19 protein-coding genes are annotated in these 23,129 nt (G+C 43.4%); 5 read left to right on the top strand and 14 right to left on the bottom strand.

What is annotated here, in order from left to right:
- Positions 1 to 270 precede the first annotated feature (270 nt).
- Genes HY805_04100 through HY805_04150 form a run of 11 tightly spaced genes read right to left on the bottom strand, consistent with a single transcriptional unit; the run spans position 271 to position 10,949 of the window.
- A complete protein-coding gene (locus HY805_04100; protein ID MBI4823398.1) occupies positions 271 to 3,273 on the bottom strand; it encodes a fused MFS/spermidine synthase in 3,003 nt (1,000 codons plus the stop codon).
- A gap of 1 nt (position 3,274) precedes the next feature.
- Entirely contained in the window at positions 3,275 to 3,919 is a 645-nt protein-coding gene (locus HY805_04105) for a hypothetical protein (GenBank protein ID MBI4823399.1), read from the bottom strand.
- Positions 3,920 to 3,930: 11 nt separating this feature from the next.
- On the bottom strand, positions 3,931 to 4,839 hold the full coding sequence (locus HY805_04110) for a cysteine synthase (protein MBI4823400.1): 909 nt from the start codon (positions 4,837 to 4,839) through the stop codon (positions 3,931 to 3,933).
- 6 nt (positions 4,840 to 4,845) lie between these two features.
- A complete protein-coding gene (locus tag HY805_04115; protein MBI4823401.1) occupies positions 4,846 to 6,060 on the bottom strand; it encodes an aspartate kinase in 1,215 nt (404 codons plus the stop codon).
- Positions 6,061 to 6,477: a HEPN domain-containing protein gene (locus tag HY805_04120; protein ID MBI4823402.1), complete on the bottom strand. Its 417-nt coding sequence runs from the start codon at positions 6,475 to 6,477 to the stop codon at positions 6,061 to 6,063.
- Positions 6,458 to 6,808 carry a nucleotidyltransferase domain-containing protein gene (locus HY805_04125; protein ID MBI4823403.1) on the bottom strand — a complete coding sequence of 117 codons (351 nt, stop codon included), beginning with the start codon at positions 6,806 to 6,808 and terminating at the stop codon, positions 6,458 to 6,460. Before HY805_04125 ends, HY805_04120 begins: the two co-directional genes overlap by 20 nt.
- 47 nt (positions 6,809 to 6,855) lie before the next feature.
- Entirely contained in the window at positions 6,856 to 8,067 is a 1,212-nt protein-coding gene (locus HY805_04130; protein MBI4823404.1) for a cofactor-independent phosphoglycerate mutase, read from the bottom strand.
- Complete coding sequence (locus tag HY805_04135) at positions 8,064 to 9,134, bottom strand: threonine synthase (protein ID MBI4823405.1); 1,071 nt, start codon at positions 9,132 to 9,134, stop codon at positions 8,064 to 8,066. The genes HY805_04130 and HY805_04135 overlap by 4 nt, the downstream gene beginning before the upstream one ends.
- 2 nt (positions 9,135 to 9,136) lie before the next feature.
- The gene (locus HY805_04140; protein MBI4823406.1) at positions 9,137 to 9,373 is read right to left on the bottom strand and encodes an NIL domain-containing protein; all 237 of its coding nucleotides are present in this window, start codon (positions 9,371 to 9,373) and stop codon (positions 9,137 to 9,139) included.
- Between the two features lie 23 nt (positions 9,374 to 9,396).
- The gene (locus tag HY805_04145) at positions 9,397 to 9,687 is read right to left on the bottom strand and encodes a MoaD/ThiS family protein (protein ID MBI4823407.1); all 291 of its coding nucleotides are present in this window, start codon (positions 9,685 to 9,687) and stop codon (positions 9,397 to 9,399) included.
- A gap of 26 nt (positions 9,688 to 9,713) precedes the next feature.
- On the bottom strand, positions 9,714 to 10,949 hold the full coding sequence (locus tag HY805_04150) for a threonine synthase (GenBank protein MBI4823408.1): 1,236 nt from the start codon (positions 10,947 to 10,949) through the stop codon (positions 9,714 to 9,716).
- Positions 10,950 to 11,079: 130 nt separating this feature from the next.
- On the opposite strand from HY805_04150, the gene smc reads away from it, so the two are divergent.
- Entirely contained in the window at positions 11,080 to 14,514 is a 3,435-nt protein-coding gene (gene smc / locus HY805_04155) for a chromosome segregation protein SMC (protein ID MBI4823409.1), read from the top strand.
- Here the strand turns inward: smc and HY805_04160 are convergent.
- From HY805_04160 to HY805_04170, 3 genes are read right to left on the bottom strand one after another with little or no spacing between them, the layout of a single operon-like run.
- The gene (locus HY805_04160) at positions 14,511 to 15,137 is read right to left on the bottom strand and encodes a hypothetical protein (GenBank protein MBI4823410.1); all 627 of its coding nucleotides are present in this window, start codon (positions 15,135 to 15,137) and stop codon (positions 14,511 to 14,513) included. The two genes, smc and HY805_04160, sit on opposite strands and share 4 nt — an antisense overlap.
- Positions 15,137 to 16,024, bottom strand: coding sequence for a response regulator (locus HY805_04165; protein ID MBI4823411.1), 888 nt, complete (start codon positions 16,022 to 16,024; stop codon positions 15,137 to 15,139). The genes HY805_04160 and HY805_04165 overlap by 1 nt, the downstream gene beginning before the upstream one ends.
- On the bottom strand, positions 16,017 to 17,051 hold the full coding sequence (locus HY805_04170) for a HAMP domain-containing histidine kinase (GenBank protein MBI4823412.1): 1,035 nt from the start codon (positions 17,049 to 17,051) through the stop codon (positions 16,017 to 16,019). Before HY805_04170 ends, HY805_04165 begins: the two co-directional genes overlap by 8 nt.
- Before the next feature lie 102 nt (positions 17,052 to 17,153).
- Here HY805_04170 and HY805_04175 point away from each other — a divergent pair, with 102 nt between their 5' ends.
- From HY805_04175 to HY805_04190, 4 genes are all read left to right on the top strand, one after another.
- Positions 17,154 to 18,998, top strand: a complete 1,845-nt coding sequence (locus tag HY805_04175) for a tetratricopeptide repeat protein (protein MBI4823413.1) — start codon at positions 17,154 to 17,156, stop codon at positions 18,996 to 18,998.
- Between the two features lie 77 nt (positions 18,999 to 19,075).
- Positions 19,076 to 20,194, top strand: a complete 1,119-nt coding sequence (locus HY805_04180; protein ID MBI4823414.1) for a PQQ-binding-like beta-propeller repeat protein — start codon at positions 19,076 to 19,078, stop codon at positions 20,192 to 20,194.
- Positions 20,195 to 20,219: 25 nt separating this feature from the next.
- Positions 20,220 to 21,203, top strand: a complete 984-nt coding sequence (locus HY805_04185) for a tetratricopeptide repeat protein (protein MBI4823415.1) — start codon at positions 20,220 to 20,222, stop codon at positions 21,201 to 21,203.
- A gap of 113 nt (positions 21,204 to 21,316) precedes the next feature.
- Positions 21,317 to 23,128 (top strand): CHAT domain-containing protein, encoded by a 1,812-nt coding sequence (locus HY805_04190; GenBank protein MBI4823416.1) that lies wholly within the window; start codon positions 21,317 to 21,319, stop codon positions 23,126 to 23,128.
- The last annotated feature ends 1 nt before the right edge of the window (position 23,129 follow it).

The following is a 23,129-nucleotide window of genomic DNA, read 5'->3' on the forward strand; positions in this document are numbered from 1 at the left end:
AAAATCTCAGGGTGCTTCAGTTTTGTAATAAGCTCCCAGTGGCTGTATGTAGTCCTGATGGTTTTTCCAAAAACAGTTTTAACCTCAAAAAGGATGTCCATTTCACCTAATTATAACATTTCCAAGAGTGTCGCCTTGGGCTTAAAGGTAAAATGGTTTAAAGTGAAGCCTGTAAGACAGAAACTTATAATATACATGAGAAATTATAACACAGGGAATAGGGCTTTTCTCATAAGGCTTAAGTGACCAAGCCACGCCTCTTCTCATCTGCTATCTACAGTACTGCCGAATCCTTTTTTCAATCACGGCTTTTCTTTCTTCCTCTACGAGCCTAAGGGCATCTTTATAGAGCCTGCACACAGGCTCTGTATTTTTAGTGAGTAGGTAGGAGTCTGCAAGTGTAAAAAGGGATTCGCCGTTAAATGGATTTGCCTCAACGGATGCCTTAAGGTAATGAACTGCCTCGTCGTAGCTTTTGAGTTTCATATAACATACTCCTATCTTATAGAAAAGACTGCTGTCTTCGAGAATACCATGGGGCGATTCGACTGCTTTGAGGAAATACCCCAATGCTTCCTTGAGGTTTCCGTTAAAGAGCTTAAAATTTCCTGTCTCGGAAAGAAAGACAAACTCATTGCCATCGAGGCTGACTGCCTTTTGAAAATAAGCATCTGCCTTTTGTCTGTCGATATTCCTCATGAGCATTGCCATTTCAAAGTTTGCATGGGCATTGTTTGGTGCAAGGCTCAGTGCCTTTCTGATAAGTGTCTGTGCCTCCTTTGTCTTCTGATTTGCCTCTAAAACCTTTGCATGCCGAAGGATATAGTTTGGGTTTTTTGGCGAGATAGAAAGTGCATCTTCTATCCATTTAATGTTATAGAGCATTCCTATATACATATAATTTGTGCATTTCCTATAAAAAAGCTCTGAAACGATATCATTGGTCATTTTTGTCCCTACTATAGGGGGAAGTTCCATATGTCTAAACAAAGTCGTAATGTTTTGCATAGTGGTATCTGCATAAATAGAAAGAGGCGCATTGAACTCAAGAAAGGGGATATCATCCGTATTTAAGGGCGCTCCATCCGAGAGCTTCTCTATACCTGTTTTACCTACGAGGAAAAAAGAGAAAAAGTCCAATGGCTCCGAGATATTAAAGTATGCCTTGAGTTTCCATGCCATTTTGCCCCTGAGCTTATCGGAGACAGCCCTATAGTCTAATCTAAGTGGCTTTTTTGAACCTATAACTAATATGTCGCCTGTTTTTGAGTTCCATATGGAGCATTCGGGGAAAACAGAAGAAAATGTTCTGAGTATCATCTTTAGGTCTTCTTGGCGCAAAGAGTAAAGCTGAACCCACTGGCAGAAGATGCCCTCTTCATCAAGAAGCCGCGATGCAGTTTCATAGAATTCCTTTGAAAAGAGGTTTCCTATTCCGCTTATCCATGGGTTTGAGGGCTCAGAGATTATGATATCGTATTTTTTCTTTGAAGAGACTATATAGCTCCTTGCATCCTCTATAAATAGACTCAGTCTTGGGTCATGGAGGGCTTTCTCGCTTGCCCTTTCAAAGAACCTTCCTGCCTCTATAACCGCAGGCTCTATCTCTATGCAGTCAACATGAGAGATTTTCGGATAATCGAGTACTGCCCTTACAGTAGCTCCCGAACCAAATCCTATTACGAGGGCATCCTCAGGCTCTGGATGAAGGAGAACAGGAAAATACCCCAAGGCAAGCTGTGTGGGCATATCATAAAAGCTTGCATCTGTTTTCCCATTTGTCCTCAGGCTTATATTTCCTTCCGCATTAGCCCTGACCGATATTGTTGCATTAAGTCCTTCTTTTTGATAAAGGTAGAATACATTTTTCTGATTCAGGGAATAGTCGCTTCGTTTTCCATAAATAGAAACCCCTGAATCCAAATACTCGTTTGGAATGCTTATGGGAATAAAAGGCACGATAAATAAGACCGTAGATGCCGCAAGGAGATACCTTCTGCCTAAGACCGCCAATCCCACGATACCGATTGCTATATTAATAGCCACTGCTATTTTCACTGACATGACACTGCCCAGCGAAGGAAGAAGGAGGAATGCAGAAACAGCTGACCCCAGGATACAGCCTGTGGTATTTACTGCATAGATATTTCCAATACTTTTCCCTGTATGACCCTCTTTACTATAAACCCCTGCTATTATCGGAAATGTGGCTCCAAAAAGTATTGTCGGAACGAGGATAAAAACAAGCACAAGGAGAAACTCCAATGTAAGCACAGTGTTATACGACTCGGTAAGCTGGAGTCCTTTAAGCATTAAAGGAGGCAGAAGGTTAAAGAGAAAAAGCGTTGAGAAACATGTAATTCCAATCAAAAGCTCTATGGCGGAGAAATGAAAAAGTCCGGGCTTATGCCTGTCTGAGACCCTCGAAACAATCATGCTTCCAATGCCAATGCCTGAAAGAAAGCCCATCAGTATGAGGCTGAACGAATAAGTAGCACTGCCTATGATAGCTACGAGCTGCCTGCTCCACGCAACCTCATAGAGCATTGCCGAGAAGCCTGAAAAGAAAAATGCAAAAATAGCGTATCTATATCCTGAAGGTCTTTCCTCAGAGAGCATTCTTATGGGGATACCTTCAGTCATATCGGCTTTTGGTATTGTTGTGCCCAAATAAAATGTAATAATGCCGATGCCTATATTAAGGAATGCAGTAAGCATCAGGCTAAAGCTCAAGCCAAAGAATCTGATAAGGATAAACCCTGCAAGGAATACTCCAATAACGCCTCCTATGGTGTTAATCGCATAAAGCCTGCCAACCCTTTTTTCGAGCTCTCCATGGGAACGGATAAAATATCTGCTTAAAACAGGCAGGGTGCCTCCCATTAATGTGGTAGGAATAAGAAGTGCCATAATGCTCAGGCTGTATCTTAAGCCTTGTAGCATCCATAAAGGCATTCCCAATGGAGAGACACTAATATAAAATGAGGTCATAGAGCTGATGAGCTCAGGCGAAACGAGGGCATAGACTCCAATCCCAGCCTCGAGTATAGCGTAAGCCTTAAGCAGGTTTATATCTCTGTCTGCCCATCTGCCGAGCAGAAAACTTCCAAGAGAAAGCCCACTCATAAATGCAGTAAGAACTACTCCAACTGCATAGACTGTATTGCCAAAGGTAAGCGTAAAAAGCCTTACCCATATCACCTCGTATATAAGGGCAGTGGCTCCTGAAAGGAAAAAGCATAAGCTTAAGAATCTAAAAAATCTGTTTTTCATATTATGCCTTGAGCAAAGAAACTACCCAGATAAGAAAAAAAAGCATAAGTGTTAGAACTGCCTTTCTAAGGGCATTTCTTCGAACCTTGCCTTCTTTGTTAAATCCCCTGAATATAATGAAGATAACGGATGCCAACCACCCAAAAAACCCCAGAGCCGCCAGCAAAGTCCAGAGGGGCTTTGGAGCCCTATCAACCTTAAGCGTATAGAGATGTTTTGCCCTTTCGGAGTTTGCATCCTCTATCTTTATAGAGCCTTCCTTTAGAAGCATTCTTACATTCAAGTCAGCAAGTTTTTCATCGCATTTTTCAATCCACTTTTTGCTTGGTGTGAAGAGGCTTCTTACACCATAAAGAGAGCTTCTTATGGATGAGTAAGCCATATGAGCCCACTCATTCTTATCTTCCTTTTCAAAGCCTTTTGCCATGTCCCAGAGCCTCTGCCTTGCCTTTTCGGCATATGGTGAAAATGGAACATAGAAATGCATTGAAGTGTCATACTCCCTTATTGCAAGTTTGTAGTTTGAGGCTTTGTAATATTCTTCTGCTTTAAGGAAATGGCTTCTCTGGAGATAAAGGACCCTGCCTCCAATAATGGCAATCAGGATGAGGAAGACAGCCAGAGTCTTAATCAGATTTTTTGGCATCCCTTGATCCATTATGGAGGGCATTTACTACATACGGATGTGAATAGAGATGTAGAAAGATACCTATCTCCCCTATCAGGAAGGATAACGACTAAAACTCCTTCTTTAAGCTCACTTGAAAGCCTGAGTGCAATATGCATTGCCGCACCCGATGACATGCCCACAAATATTCCCTCTTTGACTGCAAGCCGTCTTGTTGTATCGAATGCCTCATCGTCATTAACAGTGTATTTTTCATCGAGCCTCACAGGGTCGAATATCTTTGGAACGATTGACTCAGCCATGTTTTTAAGCCCCTGAATCCTGTGGCCTAAGACAGGCTCGACACCGATTATCAATATATCCTTATTGAATTCTTTAAGCCTTCTTCCTGCACCCATGAGGGTTCCTGTTGTCCCCATTCCTGAAACGAAGTGTGTAATGGCTCCGTTTGTCTGCTCGATTATTTCTTTTCCTGTTGTCTCGTAATGGGCAAGGACGTTTGCAGGGCTATCGAACTGATTTGGCATGAAGTATTTATCGGGCTCCTCAGAGAATATGCTATGTGCAAGTCTTATTGCACCATCTGTGCCTTCCTCTGATGGGCTAAGGATAAGCTCAGCGCCCAGTGCCTCCAGAACCCTTCTTCTTTCGATGCTTACGCAGGCAGGCATTGTAAGCTTTACCCTGTATTTTTTTGCGGCTGAAACCATGGCAAGCCCAATGCCTGTGTTTCCGGATGTTGCCTCAAGTATTATCTTGTCATTTGTAAGTGCCTCATTTTTTTCAGCCTGCTCAATCATGTAAAGGGCAATCCTGTCTTTGACAGACCCACCCGGGTTATTGCCCTCGAGCTTTGCATAGAGTTTTACTTTTGGGTTTGGATTTATGCCCTCTATTCGTGCAAGAGGTGTGTTTCCTATGCAGTCAAGAATACCCATATAGCCTCAGCCTGAAAGCCCGAATGAATCGTGAAGAACCCTTACTGCAAGCTCTGTGTATTTTGCATCTATAACGCATGATACCTTTATCTCCGATGTGCTTATCATCATGATATTTATGTTGTGTTTTGCAAGGGTCTCAAACATCTGTGCCGCAACCCCCGAATGTGTTCTCATTCCCACGCCTATTATGGAGACCTTCGAGATGTCCTCTCTCATGTCAACACATTTTGCCTTAAGTTCCTTTGCAATCGTGTTTGTCAGTTTCAGTGCCTTTTTGCTGTCTGTTCTTGGAACTGTAAAGGATATATCGGTTGCCAATCCATCGGGGCTAATATTCTGCACAATCATGTCAACCACTATATTGGCTTCTGCAACGGCATTAAAGAGCTTTGCGGCTATGCCGGGCCTGTCAGGGACCCCTATGACCGTAATCTTTGCTTGGTTTTTGTCGTATGCAACTCCAGAGACCACGACCTTTTCCATGTCCTTATCCTCCTTGGTAACAAATGTTCCGGGGTTATAGTTAAAAGACGACCTAACAACAATAGGGACATTGTATTTCTTTGCAAACTCCACTGACCTCGTTTGAAGTACCTTTGCACCCAAGCTTGCAAGCTCAAGCATCTCCTCATATGAGACCTTATCGAGCTTTTTTGCCTCTGGCACTATATCTGGGTCCGTTGTGTAGACCCCGTCCACATCGGTGTATATCTCGCAAAGGTCAGCCTTGAGTGCGGCAGACACTGCAACTGCAGTAAGGTCAGAGCCACCCCTTCCGAGGGTTGTTACATCCTCTGTCTCTGTAATTCCCTGAAACCCTGCTATAACAGGAATAATCTTTCTTCCTATAGCATCCTTGACCCTTTTGGCAGTAACCTTCTCTATCTTTGCCCTTGTGTGTGCAGTGTCTGTGATAATGCCTACCTGTCTTCCTGTAAGGGCTACGGATTTCTTTCCCAATGCACTTATCGCCAGAGCTGTAAGTGCGCTTGTAATCCGCTCTCCAGAGGAAAGGAGCATGTCCATCTCCCGCTCCGATGGCGAAGTGGAGAACTCATGTGCAAGTGAAATGAGCTTGTCTGTTTCTCCTGCCATGGCTGAGACAACCACAACAACCTTATTACCCTCATTTACAGTCTTTACGACACGCTCTGCAACTGCCTTGATTCTTTCGGCATTTGCAACTGATGTGCCTCCATATTTCTGGACAATAAGCATTTAAGTTAAAATCTCCTTTATAACTCTAAGAATATCTTCTGCCCTATCAATACATGTCCTCGCATCATCCTCATCATATGCCATATCAGGTGTTATGTCAGGTAAGCCATTGGGGTATCGGGTAGGGATATAGTGTTTATCTAAGTATTTAGCACCCTTTAAAAAATATTTTAACTTTTCATAGATATCCGCATTGACATATTTTAAATCCGCAATAAGCTTTAGAATCGAATGCCCCCATGGTTCTTCATCATTAAAATACCATAGTGCCTTTACTGCCTTTTCAACTGCTTGATGAGAGAAAAAACACGAATGCGCAAATCTGCTATTATTGCTCAATAGTTTTGCAGTATCAATGTCACTTATAGCTGTCTCAAGCCATAAGGTAGCCTTCTTTTTATCTTTTTCCTTGCTCATACAATATCTTTCCTTCTTTTAATGCCCTGAGAATAAACTTATTCCCATCTGCTTTCATCTTCTCAAATTCCCGTAGTGTATAAACCAGCACATCTATACCAAACGACTTTAATGCATCTTTATCCCAGAGGTCATCAAGATACCTGCCGATTCTATCAATAAATCTTTCTTTCGTATCCTCAATAAATATAACATCTATATCGCTTCTTCTGGAGTAGTCACCTTTTGCAAATGAGCCAAAGACAAGGGCCAACATTGCATTATGAGCCTTGGCTACCTCAACTATAGACGAGTAAATCTTATTAATATCTATAGCCTCTCTACTTATCATAATCTTTATCAGGGACTTCTAAATTCGCCGATTTTATGCTGTCCATCTTACTTTTCTTTTATAAAATAATCCATGAGCTTATAGCCTTCTTCTATAACCATAATGTTGTCTCTGTCTTTGATTGTCTCATCGAAAGCCGCACCCTCGTTTTTCCTTTTGCTCCTACTATCGTATATAACGAAGGGCACTGGCTCAGGCGTATGGGTTTTCACCTCTACTGGGGTTGCATGGTCCGGAAGAAAAAGGATTTTATACTCATCGAATGCCTTCATACCCCTCAGAACCGTTCCAACAACAAGGGCATCGATGTCCTCGATTGCCTTTATCTTGTCATTATAATTACCCGAATGCCCTGCCTCATCAGGTGCCTCTACATGTATATATGCAAGGTCTACTCTTTCAAGTGCCTTAAGTGAGTACTCTGCCTTTCCAACATAATTTGTATCGAGATAGCCTGTAACATTAGGGACATCGAGTATCTCAAAACCTGCGTATATGCCCAATCCTCTTGTAAGGTCTACTGCTGATACAAGTGAGCCTTTTATTCTGTATTTTTTATTGAAGGTTGGAAGCTTTGGCTTTTTCCCCTGACCCCAGAGCCATATACTGTTGGCAGGCTTTTTACCCTGTCTTACTCTTTCTTTATTCAAAGGATGCGGCTCGAGGATATCCACAGAATTAAGCATTAAGTTTCTGAGGACATCTTCTCCTTGCCCAACAGGGAGGTAGCCGAAAATTTCTTTTCCTGTGATATCGTGTGGTGGAGTGCATTCAGGCTGTAGCAATCCCTTTGACCATACCATAAGGTTTCTGTAGCTTACGCCAGAATAAAAGGCAATGTCTTTTGAGCCCAATTTTTTGTTTAACTCATCTATAACCGCAGATGCCTCGGCAGTGGATATATGCCCTGCGCTATAGTCTTCCATGTATGCCTTTGTCTTTGTTTTGTTAAATCTCAGGGTGACGAGATTACATCTGTATGCCGCATCCTCATCTTTAAGCTCGATTCCCATGCTTACTGCCTCAAAGGGCGCCCTTCCTGTGTAAAACTTAAGAGGGTCATATCCTAAGATACTCATGTTTGCCACATCAGAGCCTGGAGAGAAACCATTTGGTATAGTCTTTACCATACCGATGGTGCCTTCCTTTGCGAGCTTGTCCATATTTGGAGTGAATGCCTTTTGAAGGGGGGTCCTGCCTCCGAGCTCCTTAAGGGGCCAGTCAGCCATGCCGTCTCCTACTATGACAACATATTTCATATTAGCTCTTCTATTACCCTTTCCACTGCGTCCAAATCAGCATCCACCTTCATTGGCTTTTTAGATACCTTAAACACTGTATCAGGGTCTTTAAGTCCGTGTCCTGTAAGTGTGCAGACAACCTCAGCGCCATGCTTAAAAAACCCCTTTTTGTATAATTTTATCACACCTGCGAGGGATGCAGAGGATGCAGGCTCACAAAATATGCCTTCTTTCGATGCTATAAGCCCATACGCCTCGAGGATCTCATCGTCTGAGACTGCATCTATCCTTCCGCCTGATTCATCCCTCGCAGTGATTGCACCTGTCCAGCTTGCAGGGTTTCCAATCCTTATGGCAGTTGCAATGGTCTCGGGCTTCTCTACAGGCTTTCCGAGCACTAAGGGTGCGGCGCCTGATGCCTGAAACCCAAGCATAATGGGCAGTGAAGCTATCCTTCCTGAGCTTCTATATTCCTTATAGCCCATCCAGTAGGCAGTAATATTTCCTGCATTTCCAACAGGCAGGGCATGGTATTTAGGGGCATGCCCGAGGGCATCTACAACTTCGAATGCGGCTGTCTTTTGTCCTTGAATTCTGAATGGGTTTATAGAGTTCACAAGGGTCATTGGATACTTCTCGACGATTGCCTTTACTATGGATAGGGCTTTGTCGAAATTTCCCCTGACCTGAATCACATGCGAGCCGTGTATGATAGCCTGTGCAAGCTTTCCAAGTGCGATTTTCCCCTCTGGTATAAGCACGATGCATTTTATTCCTGCCCTTGCGGCATATGCGGCCGCAGAGGCAGATGTATTGCCTGTGGAGGCGCATATAACTGCCTTTGAGCCTGCCTCGAGTGCCTTGGAAATGGCAACCGCCATTCCCCTGTCTTTGAAAGAGCCTGTTGGGTTTGCGCCCTCGAATTTGAAATAGACCTCAAGCTCCGGAAAAAGCTCCTTTTTGAGATTGCCTGCCCTAATAAGAGGTGTATTGCCTTCTTGTAAAGATACAATCGGAGTTTTATCGGAAATAGGTAAGAACTCTTTGTAATGCTCTATGACCCCACTATATATCGTTTTACTCATTGTTATTCAATGATGTCTCCTTCGACAAGCTCTACTTCTATGCCCTGCTGTCTGAGCGATTGAATGCCTTTGTCGAGGTTTTCCTCTGTGCCCTCAAGCTCAAGCACCATCTCGCCAACGGTGTCGGTAACCCTTGCCCTTCTGATATTAGGCATCAAATCATACTTTTTTGCCATTGTGAATATCACAGGCTCTCTGATAAGATGCGTCGGGAAGGTCAATTTGACTCGCTTTTTCATCTATCCTCCTTATCTACTAAATTTCAAATCTCATAGAGGTTTATTCCTCCTGCGATTGCAGGCACTATAGATACCTCATCTCCGTCTTTTACGGTTGTGTTTTCTGCCTGAAGAAAGCGAATGTCTTCTTCGTTGACATAGATATTTACGAATCTCCTGACCTTGCCTTCCTCGGAAATCCTTTCGCCGATTCCAGGAAACCTACCATCGAGGTCGGCAATGAGCCCTATTATAGTGCCTGCCTTGCCTTCAACTTCTTCCAATCCGCCAGTGAGCCTCTGAAGCGGAGTTGGAATCTTTACTTTCACAGCCATTTTTTTAAATCACCTCCACCTAAATCTCAGATTGAAATGCCCTTGAGTGCCTCTTCAAAGGATGCCATATTAGGCTTTATATGATGGACACTCCGTGTATGACCAAAAAGTGCCTCCTGAGTCTTTAGCCCATTGCCTGTTATGCATAATATAGTAGTCTCACCACTTTTTATCCTGCCTGCTTCTATGAGTTTTCGTGCAGATGCTAAGGTCACACCTCCTGCTGTTTCTGCAAATATGCCTTCTGTCTTAGCAAGAAGTAGGATTGCTTCGATAATCTCCCTATCGGAGACATCCTCGGCATACCCATGGGATTCCTTTATGGACTGCACTGCGTAAAAGCCATCTGCTGGGTTTCCTATGGCAAGGGATTTGGCAATGGTATCGGGTTTTACAGGACGGATGACATCGGTGTTCTGTTTTATGGCAGTGGATATTGGACAACAGCCAGTTGCCTGTGCCCCAAAGAGCTTAGAGGGAAGCTCCTCAATCAAGCCAATATCCTTAAACTCCTTAAAGCCCTTCCATATCTTTGTAAGCAAAGAGCCGCTTGCACATGGCACAACCACATTGTCAGGTGCCCTCCAGCCAAGCTGTTCTATTATCTCAAACCCATGGGTCTTAGAGCCCTCTGCATAAAATGGCCTAATGTTAATGTTGACGAATGCCCACTTGTATTTGTTTGCTATCTCGGAGCAGAGCCTGTTGACATCGTCATAGCTTCCGTCAACTGCCATGAGATTCGGCTCATAAACTATGGATGCAACTATCTTTGATTGCTCTAAGGTCGCAGGGATGAATATAAACCTTTTGAAATTAGCCCTTGCGCCGTTTGCAGATACCGAATGTGCGAGGTTGCCAGTGGATGCACATGCCACTGTGTCAAACCCAAACTCCCTTGCCTTTGTCAGGGCAACAACAACGACCCTATCTTTAAACGAAAGTGTTGGATGAGCCACGGTATCGTCCTTTATGTATAAGTCTTTAACACCAAGCTCTCTGGCAAGGTTCTCTGCGCGCACAAGTGGCGTATAACCCGAATCCAAGCCTATCAGAGGCTCTCCGTCTATTGGAAGAAGCTCTCTGTATCTCCAGAGATTCTTCCTTCTTCTCTCTATGTTTTTTTTGGTGAGGACCTTTTTTATGCCTTTGTAGTCATAGACTACTTCAAGAGGACCAAAGCAAAACTCGCAGACATATATGGGCTCAGTCGGATAGTCCCTGCCACACTCTCTGCACCTTAACCCCTTTACATAGCCCATGTCATTACCTCCAGAATATGGGAATATGATATTTTACTTGAAATCGATGAGAATTTAAAGAAGAAGTATTCTTGCCATAACTTTATCCTTATGGTTATACTACTGCATCTAAAAATTACTTACATTCGTTATGCGCGTAGAGAAAATAGAACTCATAGGTTTCAAATCATTCACGGATAAGACTGCCTTTAACCTTCACCCTGGCATTACCTGCATTGTTGGGCCAAATGGCTGTGGGAAAAGTAATGTGGTGGATGCCTTCAAGTGGGTCCTTGGAGAGCAGTCCGCAAAGAGCCTGAGGGGAGATAAGATGGAGGAGGTCATATTCAACGGCTCTCAGACAAAAAAACCAAAGGGCATGGCAGAGGTAACGCTTTATGTGTCAGGGTTGGGCGAGTCGGACAACGGAGAGCCAGAGACTACGACGGTCACAAGAAGGCTTTACAGGTCAGGGGACAGCGACTATATGCTTAACAGAGACATCTGCAGGCTGAAGGACATAAGGGATTTGTTCTTAGATACAGGGCTTGAGGTAAAAAGCTACTCCATACTCGAGCAGGACAGGATTTCTGCCATACTCAGTGCAAAACCCGAGGAAAGAAGATTCCTCATAGAGGAAGTGGCAGGCGTGGTCAAATATAAGGTAAGAAGGGCTGAGGCACACTCAAAGCTTGAGTCCTCCACAGCAAACCTCCAGAGGATAAATGACATTATAGCTGAGGTCAAAAGGCAGATAAATTTCCTCGACAGGCAGGTTAAAAAGGCAGAGCGGTATAAAAAACTCATGGAAGAAGTGAAACTGATAGAGCTTAAAACAGATAAGAATAATTATAGCCTGCTCAATGCCTCCTTTAACGAATTAAACGAGCAATACGATAGCCATAGAAAAGAGGATATAGAGCTGAGGACGGAGATGACAAAGACAGAGGTAGAAATAGAGGTAGCAAAGACAGCATATCTTGACAAGGAAAAACACCTCGATACACTACAATCCGAGCAGATGACAAAAGAAAAACAACTTTCCGAGATAGAGCGCACCATAGCTGTCCTAATGGCAGACAGAGATAATCTCAAGGATTACCTATCCAGGCTTTCAACGGAGAATGAGACATCCCTTAGAAAGATTAAAGAAGCAGAGGAAAGGGGCAGAAACCTAAAGGAGCTTAAAGAAAGCCTTATAGATGAGATTAGCTCCCTTAAAGATGAGCTTGGGGCAAAGAACGAGGCATTGGACATCAACGAGGATGAGATGTCCGAAAAAGAAGGGCTTCTCGACTCAAAAAGGAAAGAGATATTTGCAATTGCCCAAGAGCGAAGCTCTATTAAAAATGAGCTTCTCATTCAGGAGTCGATTCTTGAAAACTTAAATAAAAAACAGGACAGGATAGGACTTGAATATGAGGACTCTAAAAAACTCCTCGATGAGCTAAACTCCATGCTCGCCCAGATTGAGTCTTTGACTAACTCAAAAAGAAATGAACTCCTTAGCCTTAAGGAAAAAAAGGATTCCATTGTCGAGGAGGTCAACTCCCATAAGCAGAGGCTCGATGATTTAAGGGCATCTCTTACAAGTGCAAAGGAGGAGCTTGCAGGTGTAACATCGAGGCTTGAATCCCTGAGGGAACTCGTAGAAGGCGAGCAGGTTGTCGAGATTAGCCATATAGCCTCTGTCACGGACATAATAGATGTTCCCCCTGAATATGAAAAGGCAATTGAAAGTGGATTAAGGGAAGCCATAAAAGGGTTTATACTCAAAAGCCTCGAGGATGTAGAGCCTGCTGCAAAGCTCATCAGGGAGAAAAACTCAGAAAGGACTGCACTGATACCTATAAATAGCCCGAGCCTACATATACAAGACAAAGACCTGCCCCCGGGCTCGCTCGGAAGGGCATTGGATTTCGTAAGGACAAAGGAAGACTTCTCCGGGATAATTAAAAATCTCCTCGGTAATGTGATTGTCGTAAAAGACCTGAAGACCGCTATCAGGATGAACTCTATAGGAATGAATGAGACCCATCTTTGCATGGTGACCCTCGAAGGCGAGGTTCTGGAGCCCTCTGGTGCTGTCATTGTTGGTAGGGGCAAAGGGCTTCTGAAACTTAAAAGGCAGATAAGAGAGATTGCCTCTGAGGTAGAGGCGAAAAAAAGCCGTATACCTTCGATACAGTCCGAGATGAACCATATCCTGACATCTATCAGGGAAAAAGAAGACAGCCTCCATGAACTCGATGAAGGCATCCTTAATTGCGATAAGGAACTTGAGGCATCTAAACTTAGGTACGAAAAATGTATGGAGGACAAAGAGCGCACAGAACGGAAACTCTCCTACTTAGAAGCCGAGGCAGAGGGGATAGAAAGGGAAAAGGAAGACATAAAAAAAGCCATTGCCATTAAACAGGAAACCCTAAACCATGTGGATGAAAGAAAGAGGCAGAGCGATGAGCGAATATCTGCCCTTCAGGAGGAGATTGCAAGTCAGCTTTCCTTGAATTCGTGTAACGAAAGACTGAATTCGTTTGACAGGGAATTTAAGGAAGTAAGTAGGCTTTGCGAAGAGGTATCGCAAAAAATTCGGTTCATCGAAGAGGAATCCTCCCTGACAGAATCAAAGACAGCGGATAAAGAAACAGATCTCAGGCAAAAAGAAGCCATCCTGAAAGAAATCGCATTAAAGACAAATGATTTAACAAAAGATATATCTCTGCTACAGGAAATCATCTCCGGGGGTCTCGAAGAGGTCGATGTTAAGGAGCAGACCCTTAAGGCAATGCGGGGTAAGATAGATGCCCTTTCACACAGTCTCTCGGGGCTTGAGGTAGCAAGGGCAGAGCATAAGCTCAGGATAGAAAACCTCAGGGAAAATGCCAGGGCTAACTACGGCGTGTCTTTAGATGACCTTGTGCTTGACCCACCATTGCCCGAAGATGAGGAAAGATTAGAAAGCCTGAGGTCGAAGATTCAGGAGCTTGGCACTGTAAGTATGGGAAGCCTCGATGAATATGAGGAACTGAAAAGCCGATATGAATTTCTGATAAAACAGAAAAACGATATAGAGCAGTCCATTTCGGAGCTCGAGGAGGCTATAGTAAAGATAAACTCTACGACACGAAAAAGGCTGAAGGATGCCTATGATGCACTGAGAGCTAAGTTCGAAGAGATTTTTACCCTTCTTTTTGGAGGCGGAAGGGCAGAGCTTAATCTGACGAATGAAAACAATATTCTTGAGTCCGGCATCGATATAGTTGTTCAGCCACCTGGCAAGAGGCTTCAGAACATAAACCTGCTTTCAGGAGGAGAGAAGGTACTTGCGGCACTGGCACTTCTTTTTGGAAGCTTCCTCATAAAGCCGACCCCGCTTTGTATACTTGACGAAGCAGACTCGGCATTGGACGAAGCCAATACAGAGAAGTTCTCAAAGATGCTCAAGGAGCTTGCAATGGATACCCAGTTCATTGTGATTACGCACAACAAGATAACCATGGAGTCTGCCGACTACATCTACGGCATAACAATGGAAGAGCCCGGCTCATCGAAGGTCATCTCATTGGAGCTTATAGGGGATTAATGCACATATTTTTCGAACCTGCGAAGAACATCTATATGCAATTGCTCCGAAGGGACAATCATGAACTTTACTATATTTTTATCTTCGCTCATGGGGTCAACATACATGGAAGTAGCCGCAAAGTAGGTGTTGAAATTCCTCTTAAGCTCTGGCTCGGCATCGTAAAGGGAGAATAGGATTTCCTCAGAGAAGTGCTGTGTCTTAGACAATCTCTTTCGATTTATCTCTGTATCGGTGCTCAAATCAGCCTCTGTAACGATAATGATAGAGTCGACATAGTTCTTCATGGATGGGTCTTTCAGGATTCCGAGGAAGACCTGACTTAGCTTTCTGATGTTGTCATGTCCTTTTATGCTCGAAAGCAGGGATTTTTCGACGAGTATAAAGTCCTTTGTAACCTTTATGCCCTTGGTTTTTTTATCGCCAAATTCCTTTTCTATGTGCAGGGTTAGATTCTCCGCAAACTGCATCTTTGGTTGTGAGATTGCAAGTGCAGGCTCGAGGAACCTCTGGTTTTTTACTGCTCTGTAATAGAGGACTCCGCTCAGAAGTAAAAGACCGATAAGGGTTATGCCCAGCATAGGCCCGGAAGGAATCAGCTCTCTTATGCGACATGTCTTCATTAAAAATCAGCCTCAAGTAGTTTCAGATTCTTAAATGCAGAATCGAAGTCAGCCTCAGACACTGCCATAGGATGATGTATTGCCTTGTTTCTTAACTTCAGTACCTGCCGAAAAAGGCTTTTCTTATATTGGCTGATGCGGTGAGTGCGCTCAAGATTTTTAAGGCACTCCTGAAGTCCTTGAAATGACTTACCTAATGCCTTCCATGTAAATGTCTTAAGCCTGCTTTCGAGGTGATGCCCTAAAAGAAGAGCCGCCACAACCGTTTCGCCCTTTCTCAGATACTCTACTGCCTGCTCAGCAGAGGCGGGGGTTTTGAAAATCAGGATATTTTCCCGGGATTCGGTCTCTTCTGGAGCTATGCTTTGAATCTTCTGATAGACCTCCAGACACTTGTCAATCTCACCCCTATCAAGATGGGATTCAGCCAGAATAAAGAGGTCACGGACCTCTCTAACTGCTTCTTTCTGCTTTAATGCAAACAGATAGGCACGAAGGATTGCCTCTGTCTTGTCGTCCTTTTTATCGAGGATGTCAAAGTGTCTCAGCCAACGCTTGCCTTTGAGAAAATTATCCTTTGTAAAGCGGAAAAGCTCCTCTAACACCTCTGACTTATTAAGCTTTCCGCTTATGACAATAATGTTTAGCGTTGGGTGGCTCTCGAAAATCCCAGGCAGGGAATCGATACCCTCGTTTAGCTTGTCAAACTGAATGTCCAAGGTCATAAGGTCAAAAGGCTGTGTCTTGAGAAGCTTTAGGGCGTCTTTTATGTTTGATGCCTCGTAAAACTTAAGCTCTTTGTCTTTCTCTTGAAGTGACTTCTCTATCTCGAGCCTCAAAAGCTCTCTATCCTCGAAATCGTCATCTGCTATGAGCACCCTAAACATTTAACGTCTCCTCGACATATGGTAGATGAATTATAATTTCAGTGCCTGAGTTAGGCGCAGTGTGCTCTTTACCCACCCTGATTTTCCCTGCATGAAGCCCAATGACATACTTTGCAAAATAAAGTCCCTCACCCCAGCCACTAATCGAGATACCCTTATAAAAGCATTTATCAGCCTGCAATTCATCCATCCCTATTCCCTCATCCTTGAAAGACAAAGAGACATATCTGCGTCTGCCATCGAAATCCATTCCATAAGACAGTGTAATGCAGGCACGCTCATCCCCGGGCTTTTTGTATTTGATGGCATTGTCTAATAGGTTATCGAAGACTGTTTTTAACAGGGGCTGGGAGGCAAAAATAGTTGAGGGCGCATCTGTCTCTTTCAATTCGATATCGGCAAAGTCGGCATACTGAGATTTCAGTCCTTTCAGCATTTCCTTGAGATTGACCATTGTGAAACTTATCAGGCTTGCTTCTCGCTCATCGGAGATTTTCTTAAAAATATCTATATCGGCAAAAAGCTTACCGAGATTGCCATCGAGTCGCTCCCTGACCACAGGCGAGATGCTATCGAGAAGGTCAATCCTTCTTTTAATCCTTCCTAAGTTATTTTTGAATTCATGGCTGATTGTAGCAGATATGTAACGGATGAACTCTCCTCTCCTGGAGATCTCCTGATTCTTTATGCGGAGCATCCGATTCTCCTCTGCCCTCCTCTGTCTTTGCTGATACACATATGTCAGGTATCCGCTAAATGCCGTAAAGCACATTACCAGCACTAAAAGAGATATCTCTGCCACCCTGCCTGAGGCATCGAGGATTCCCTGCATCAAAGACAGACTCTCTGACAGGGTTGCGGTATAAGGGATTTTATAAAGCCCTTCCCACGGCATAAGATAAGGACTTAGGCTGTCAAATGGAGGGATAAACTTTCTGAAATATGTCATGACCAATAAAAGCCAGACAAACACCATTAAGCAAAACATTAATAAATTCCTGATAACTCCAATAACCTTGTGAGCCATAATTTTATTTTAACCTATTTAAATGCATTAATGCCTTAAAGTCTTAAAGTGGAGGAAGGGAATTTAGAAGTTTGTCTCTGCTTTGATGATTTGTTAAAATAAATGCCTATGAAATCTATCTTCAATAAACCTCTCCTTCACCTCATCCTTATAGCCCTCATTGGCATTCTTTCATACTCAAACACCTTCAATTCGCCCTTTCAGTGGGATGAGGAGTTTTTTATAGCCAAAAACCCTATTATCAAAGACCTCTCTTACTTTCTTGAGCCATCAAAGGCAAAAGGGCTTGAACTTTACCCCGCACTTAAAAGCAGATATATTGGTTACCTCACATTCGCACTAAACTATAAACTTCACGGTCTTGATGTCAGGGGCTATCATATCTTTAATCTTACAATTCACATCCTCAATGCCATGCTTGTGTATTTTCTTGTTGTATTGACTTTCAGGACTCCGTTTCTGTCATTGCGATGCCGAAACATCGGCAGAAGCAATCTCATCGCCCTTTTCTCCGCCCTTGTTTTTGTCTCACATCCTATTCAAACAGAGGCTGTAACATATATATTTCAGAGGCTTGCCTCGCTCTGTGCATTTTTCTATCTTTTTTCGCTTGTGCTTTATATTAAGTGGAGGCTTGCCTCCTACAACCCCCTCCCTCGAGGGGAGGGGGCGAGGGGGAGGGTGATACCTCTATTACTCTACCTTGCCAGCATTCTTTCAGCTATCCTTGCAATGAAGACAAAGGAAAATGCATTTACACTTCCTCTTGTCATTGCCCTTTATGAGTTCTTCTTCTTTAAAGGCTCTTTAGGTAAGAGAGTTCTTTATCTTATTCCCTTACTTCTGACAATGCTTATTATTCCCCTCACTCTTATAGGCATCGATAAGCCTGTTGGAGAGATAATAAGCGGGCTTGGAGATGTCACAGAAGGATATGGAGGAATATCGAGATGGGATTATCTTTTAACCCAGTTCAGAGTTGTGGTTACATATATAAGGCTTTTATTTCTACCGATAAACCAGAACATTGGTTATGATTACCCTATATCCAATTCATTTTTAAATCCACAGGTGTTTTTGTCCTTTCTTTTTCTAATTTTTGTTTTTAGCTCTGCTTTTTATTTTCTTATAAGGTCTAAGTTCTCTCCTGTATTAAGGTTTATTTCCTTTGGAATCTTCTGGTTTTTTATAACCCTTTCAGTTGAGTCCTCCATTATACCAATACCAATGTGGATTAATGAATACAGGGTTTATCTGCCTTCCGTGGGAGTATTTATAGTATTTGTCGTGGGAGCATCCATATTTCTGCAAAAAATTAAAAAACGATATCTGCAAATAGGAGTAGTTTTCTTTTTAGCTATCATAACAGTTTCTCTTTCATATGCCTCATACAGCAGAAACAGCGTATGGACAAGCAAGATAAGCCTCTGGGAGGATACTGTAAGGAAATCTCCCCGGATGGCAACAGCGCATAACATCCTTGCCCTCGCCTACAGTTCCAATGGCTTGGTTGACAAGGCAATAGAGCATTTTCAGAAAGCATTAAGGCTTGAGCCTTTTTTTGCAGATGCATACAATAATCTCGGTATTGAATTTTATAAGAAGGGTTTTGTTAATCAGGCAATAGAGCATTTTCAGAGTGCCTTAAAAGTGAAGCCCGATTTTGAAGAGATACATAATAACCTCGGTAACGCATACTATAAGAAGGGCTTATTCAATCAGGCTATAGAACATTTTCAGTCTGCCTTGAGACTAAAGCCTGATTATTCAGAAGCACATTTTAATCTTGGGCTTCTTTACCTTGACATAGGGGAACAGAGAAAAGCATATGAAGAATTTGAAAAAACATTACAAATAAATCCCAACTTCTATCAAGCCCGAAAATACTTAATGGATATAAATAAAACTAATTCCCCTTATCCTGCAAATTATCCTACAAAGCAGTAGTTTTCACTAATGTCTTAAGACCTTTCAAAACGATTGCCTCCATTGTTATAATAACCTGTGTTTGAAGGGAGGATGTAATGTTAAGGCCAAAAATGGCAATCGTAGTGGTTGCCACGATTGTTGGCATCGGGGGTTATTCGTCCTATGGCATTACCCAGCAAAAAGACACTTCTTATGCAGTAATGTTTCGGGCAGACATCCAGCATACAGGCGTTTATGACACAAATGCCGTGTCATCCTTTGGAGGGCTAAAGTGGCGTTTTAGGGCAAGAGGCGGAGTTCACTCCTCGCCTATCTCAACCGATAGGGCGGTTTATTTTGGAAGTAAGAATGGAAACCTCTATGCAGTTGACATAGGAACTGGTAAGGAGCTCTGGAGGTTTAAGACAGGCGGCGCTATAATCTCCACGCCTGCCATGGCAGATGAAGTGCTCTATTTTGGAAGCAGTGATGGAAACCTTTATGCAGTTGACATAAGGGCTGGTAATGAGCTCTGGAGGTTTAAGGCAGGTGCTCCTGTGATTTCCTCTCCTGCCATTGACAACGGAGTGATTTTTTTTGGGAGTAACAACGGAACATTCTATGCAGTAGACATTAAAACAAAAAGGGAAATCTGGATATTCGAAACAGGAGACGAGGTGAATTCCTCTCCTGCCATAGCTAATGGAATAGTCTACTTTGGCAGCAGCGATGGAAATCTCTATGCAGTTGACATAAAAAGCGGTTTAGAGAAATGGAAGTTCAGGACAAAAGGCCGTGTATGTTCCTCACCTGCTATTTCAGGAGGGGCAGTGTATTTCGGAAGCTGGGATGGAAACCTCTATGCAGTTGATGCAATCACCGGGGCTGAGATATGGAGATTCCAGACAAGGGGCTGGGTGAATTCCTCGCCTGCTATTTCAGGAGGGGCTGTGTATTTCGGAAGCTTCGATAGAACCCTCTATGCAGTGGACATAAGGGCTGGAAAGGAAAGGTGGCGGTTCAGAACGAGGGACTGGGTGAATTCCTCGCCTTCTATAGCCGAAGATATAGTTTACTTTGGAAGCTACGACAGAAACCTCTATGCAGTGGATGTTACAACCGGACAGGAGAAATGGAGATTCAGGACAAGGGGACTCGTGTATTCTTCCCCTCTAATAGCCAATGGGATAGTCTACTTTGGCAGTAATGATGGATTCCTCTATGCAGTTCACTGAGTCCCTCGTTATGCCGTAAGCCATAATGAAGACAGCCTGCACATGCGTCCTGATTATCGCCCTTGCTAATACATCAGCTTTTGCAGGCTCTTCTGCCGAAGAGCTCGAAAACAGGATTTACAATGCATATGGCAAAACCGGCATTAAGATTTTTAGGAACATGGACGGCATTAAGAGTGCACAGGATGTCATGGAAGATGCAGGTTTTTCTGAGTCCGAGATGGCTGAAATGCTCAAGTGGTTCGAGAAAGAAGCAGGCTCGCTCAACCAAAAGGCATTGGCATTTTATAACGGAGGCGATGTCCCTTCCGCAATCCCATACATAGAGACTGCCTTAGAGATAACCTCAAAGGTCTTAGGTAGAAAACACCCTGCAGTGGCAAAGGCACTTAATTTTCTCGCAGAGCTTTATAAACTGACAGAAAGGCATGCAGATGCAGAGCCACTTTATAAATGGGTATTAGAGATAAATGAAGCAAGATACGGCAAAGACCATCCAGCAGTAGCAGCAGGCATCATAAACCTTGCCCTCCTTTATAAATCGATGTCAAGACACTCAGAGGCAGAGCCCCTCCTTTTGAGGGCACTCGATATATGCGAGACTACATATGGCAAAGACCATCAGACAGTCTCTGCAGTCATTACAAACCTTGCACTGCTTTACGACGAAAAAGGTAGGTACCAGGAGGCAGAGCCTCTTTATCTAAGGGCACTCACGATAGATGAAAAGGCATTGGGAGGAGAGCATCCCCAGCTTTTCACTACGCTCAATAACCTTGCCAGCCTTTATTTGTCAACAGGCAGATATGTAGATGCAGAGCCCCTTTATCTAAGGGCAATAAAGATAATGGATAAGGCATTGGGAGGAGAGCATCCCCAGCTTTCAACTACGCTCAATAACCTTGCCAGCCTTTATTTGTCAACAGGCAGATATGTAGATGCAGAGCCCCTTTATCTCAAGGAGATCGGAAGAGCAAAGAGGCAGAGGACTCCTATCTCAAGGCACTGAATATACTCGAGCGAGCATATGGCAGAGAGCATCCCCAGCTTTCAACCACGCTCAATAACCTTGCTCTCCTTTATTACTCAACAGGCAGATATGTAGATGCAGAGCCGCTTTATTTGAGGGCAATCGAGATCGGTGAGCGGACACTCGGCAAAGAGCATCCTGACCTGTCGGTATGGCTAAACAACCTTGCACTCCTTTATGCGGCAACAGGCAGACACGCCGAAAGCCAGAGGCTTTTTAGCCAGGCACTATTGATAGAGGACAAAAAAAGAGAAAATGTCTTTGCCGTTTTATCCGAAAAACAAAAGCTCTCCTACATGAAAAGAACCGAAGACAATATATATGCCTTCATCAGCCATTCAGCCCAGAATAAAGGAGACCCTGAAGTTACGCTGGATGCATGGCTCAGATGGAAGGGCGCTGTTCATGAGGCACAAGGCAGGTATCTGAGTGCACTCATCGAGTCCCCTAATCCTGAGATAAAGCAGAAATTCGCCGAGCTTATCTCTATAAGGCGTATGCTTGCAAAAATAGGATTCTCCGACAAAGGTAACCTAACCTTAGAGGATTATAGAGGAAAGATAGAAAATCTGGAAAAGGAAAAGCAAAGATTAGAGATAGAGCTAAGCAGACTGAGCAAAGACTTTTCCCTCGAAAACCTCTCAGGCAAGGCTGATACAAAAAAAATAGCAGAACTCCTTCCTCTGGATGTCGCATATATAGATTTCGCAAACATATATTTCTATGACTTCCAGAAAAGAAATCGGGGCAAAGAGCATTACCTCGTCTTTATCCTTACAGGAGGAGATAGCATCCATGTGAATCTTATCGACATTGGAGAGTCCGAAAAAATAAACAGTCATATCAATGCCTATTTAAGTGAGATGAAAAGTCCGTTAATCTTTGGAGCACTACCAAACAACGAGATACTAAAGAAAGACTCAAGGGCACTGTATGATGCACTCATAACGCCCATAGCAGGCTACCTCAAAGACAAAAAAAAGCTCTATATCAGCCCAGACAGTAACCTTAGCCTCATGCCATTTGAGGTCTTAACAAGCCCTTCTGGGGAATACCTCATAGAGGATTACCTTATAACATATATAACTGCAGGCAGGGACATCGTCAGGTTCTCCGATACCACCCTTGCCGAGGGGATTGTGCTGATAATGGCAGACCCAGACTTTGACATGGCAGAGGCACTGCCAAAGGCAAAAGGGGTTAAAAAGCCCTTGCCTCTTTTATCTAAAGAGGCATCCACATTAAGATTTCAAAGGCTTCCTGATACAAAGGAGGAGGCAGATGAAATACAAAAGACCCTGAGGACGAGATACACGGTATTTAATTATCAGGACAAAAAGGCAGTCGAGGAAATGCTTTTTGGCAATAAAACTCCACGCATCATTCATCTTGCCACACATGGGTTTTTCCTAAAAGATGTTGAGGTTAAAGAAGACGCACAGAGGCTTGGAATGCTCTCTGAGAGCTGGATTGGAAAAGAACCGCTATCAATAGAAAACCCGATGCTCCGTTCGGGAATAGTCTTTGCAGGAGCTAATACTTCCCTGAAGGAAGGAAAAGACGAGGGCATTGTGAGTGCCGAAAAAATATTAGGCTTGAGGCTCAATGGCACAGAGCTTGTCGTGCTTTCTGCATGCGATACAGGCACAGGGGATGTCAAAAAAGGCGAGGGAGTCTTTGGCTTGAAAAGGGCATTCATACTTGCTGGTGCAAAGACCCTGCTCATGAGCCTCTGGAGTGTTCCAAGTAAAGAGACAAAAGACATAATGATCGAGTTTTACACCTCGATGGCAAAAGGTAAGACAAAGGCCGAGGCACTGAGAGAGGCTAAATTAAATATGCTAAAGGGAGAAAATCCAAATCCATTTTTCTGGGCTCCATTTATACTCGTGGGGAAACCATAAA

Source organism: Nitrospirota bacterium (assembly GCA_016207905.1).
GTDB lineage: Bacteria > Nitrospirota > Thermodesulfovibrionia > Thermodesulfovibrionales > JdFR-86 > JACQZC01.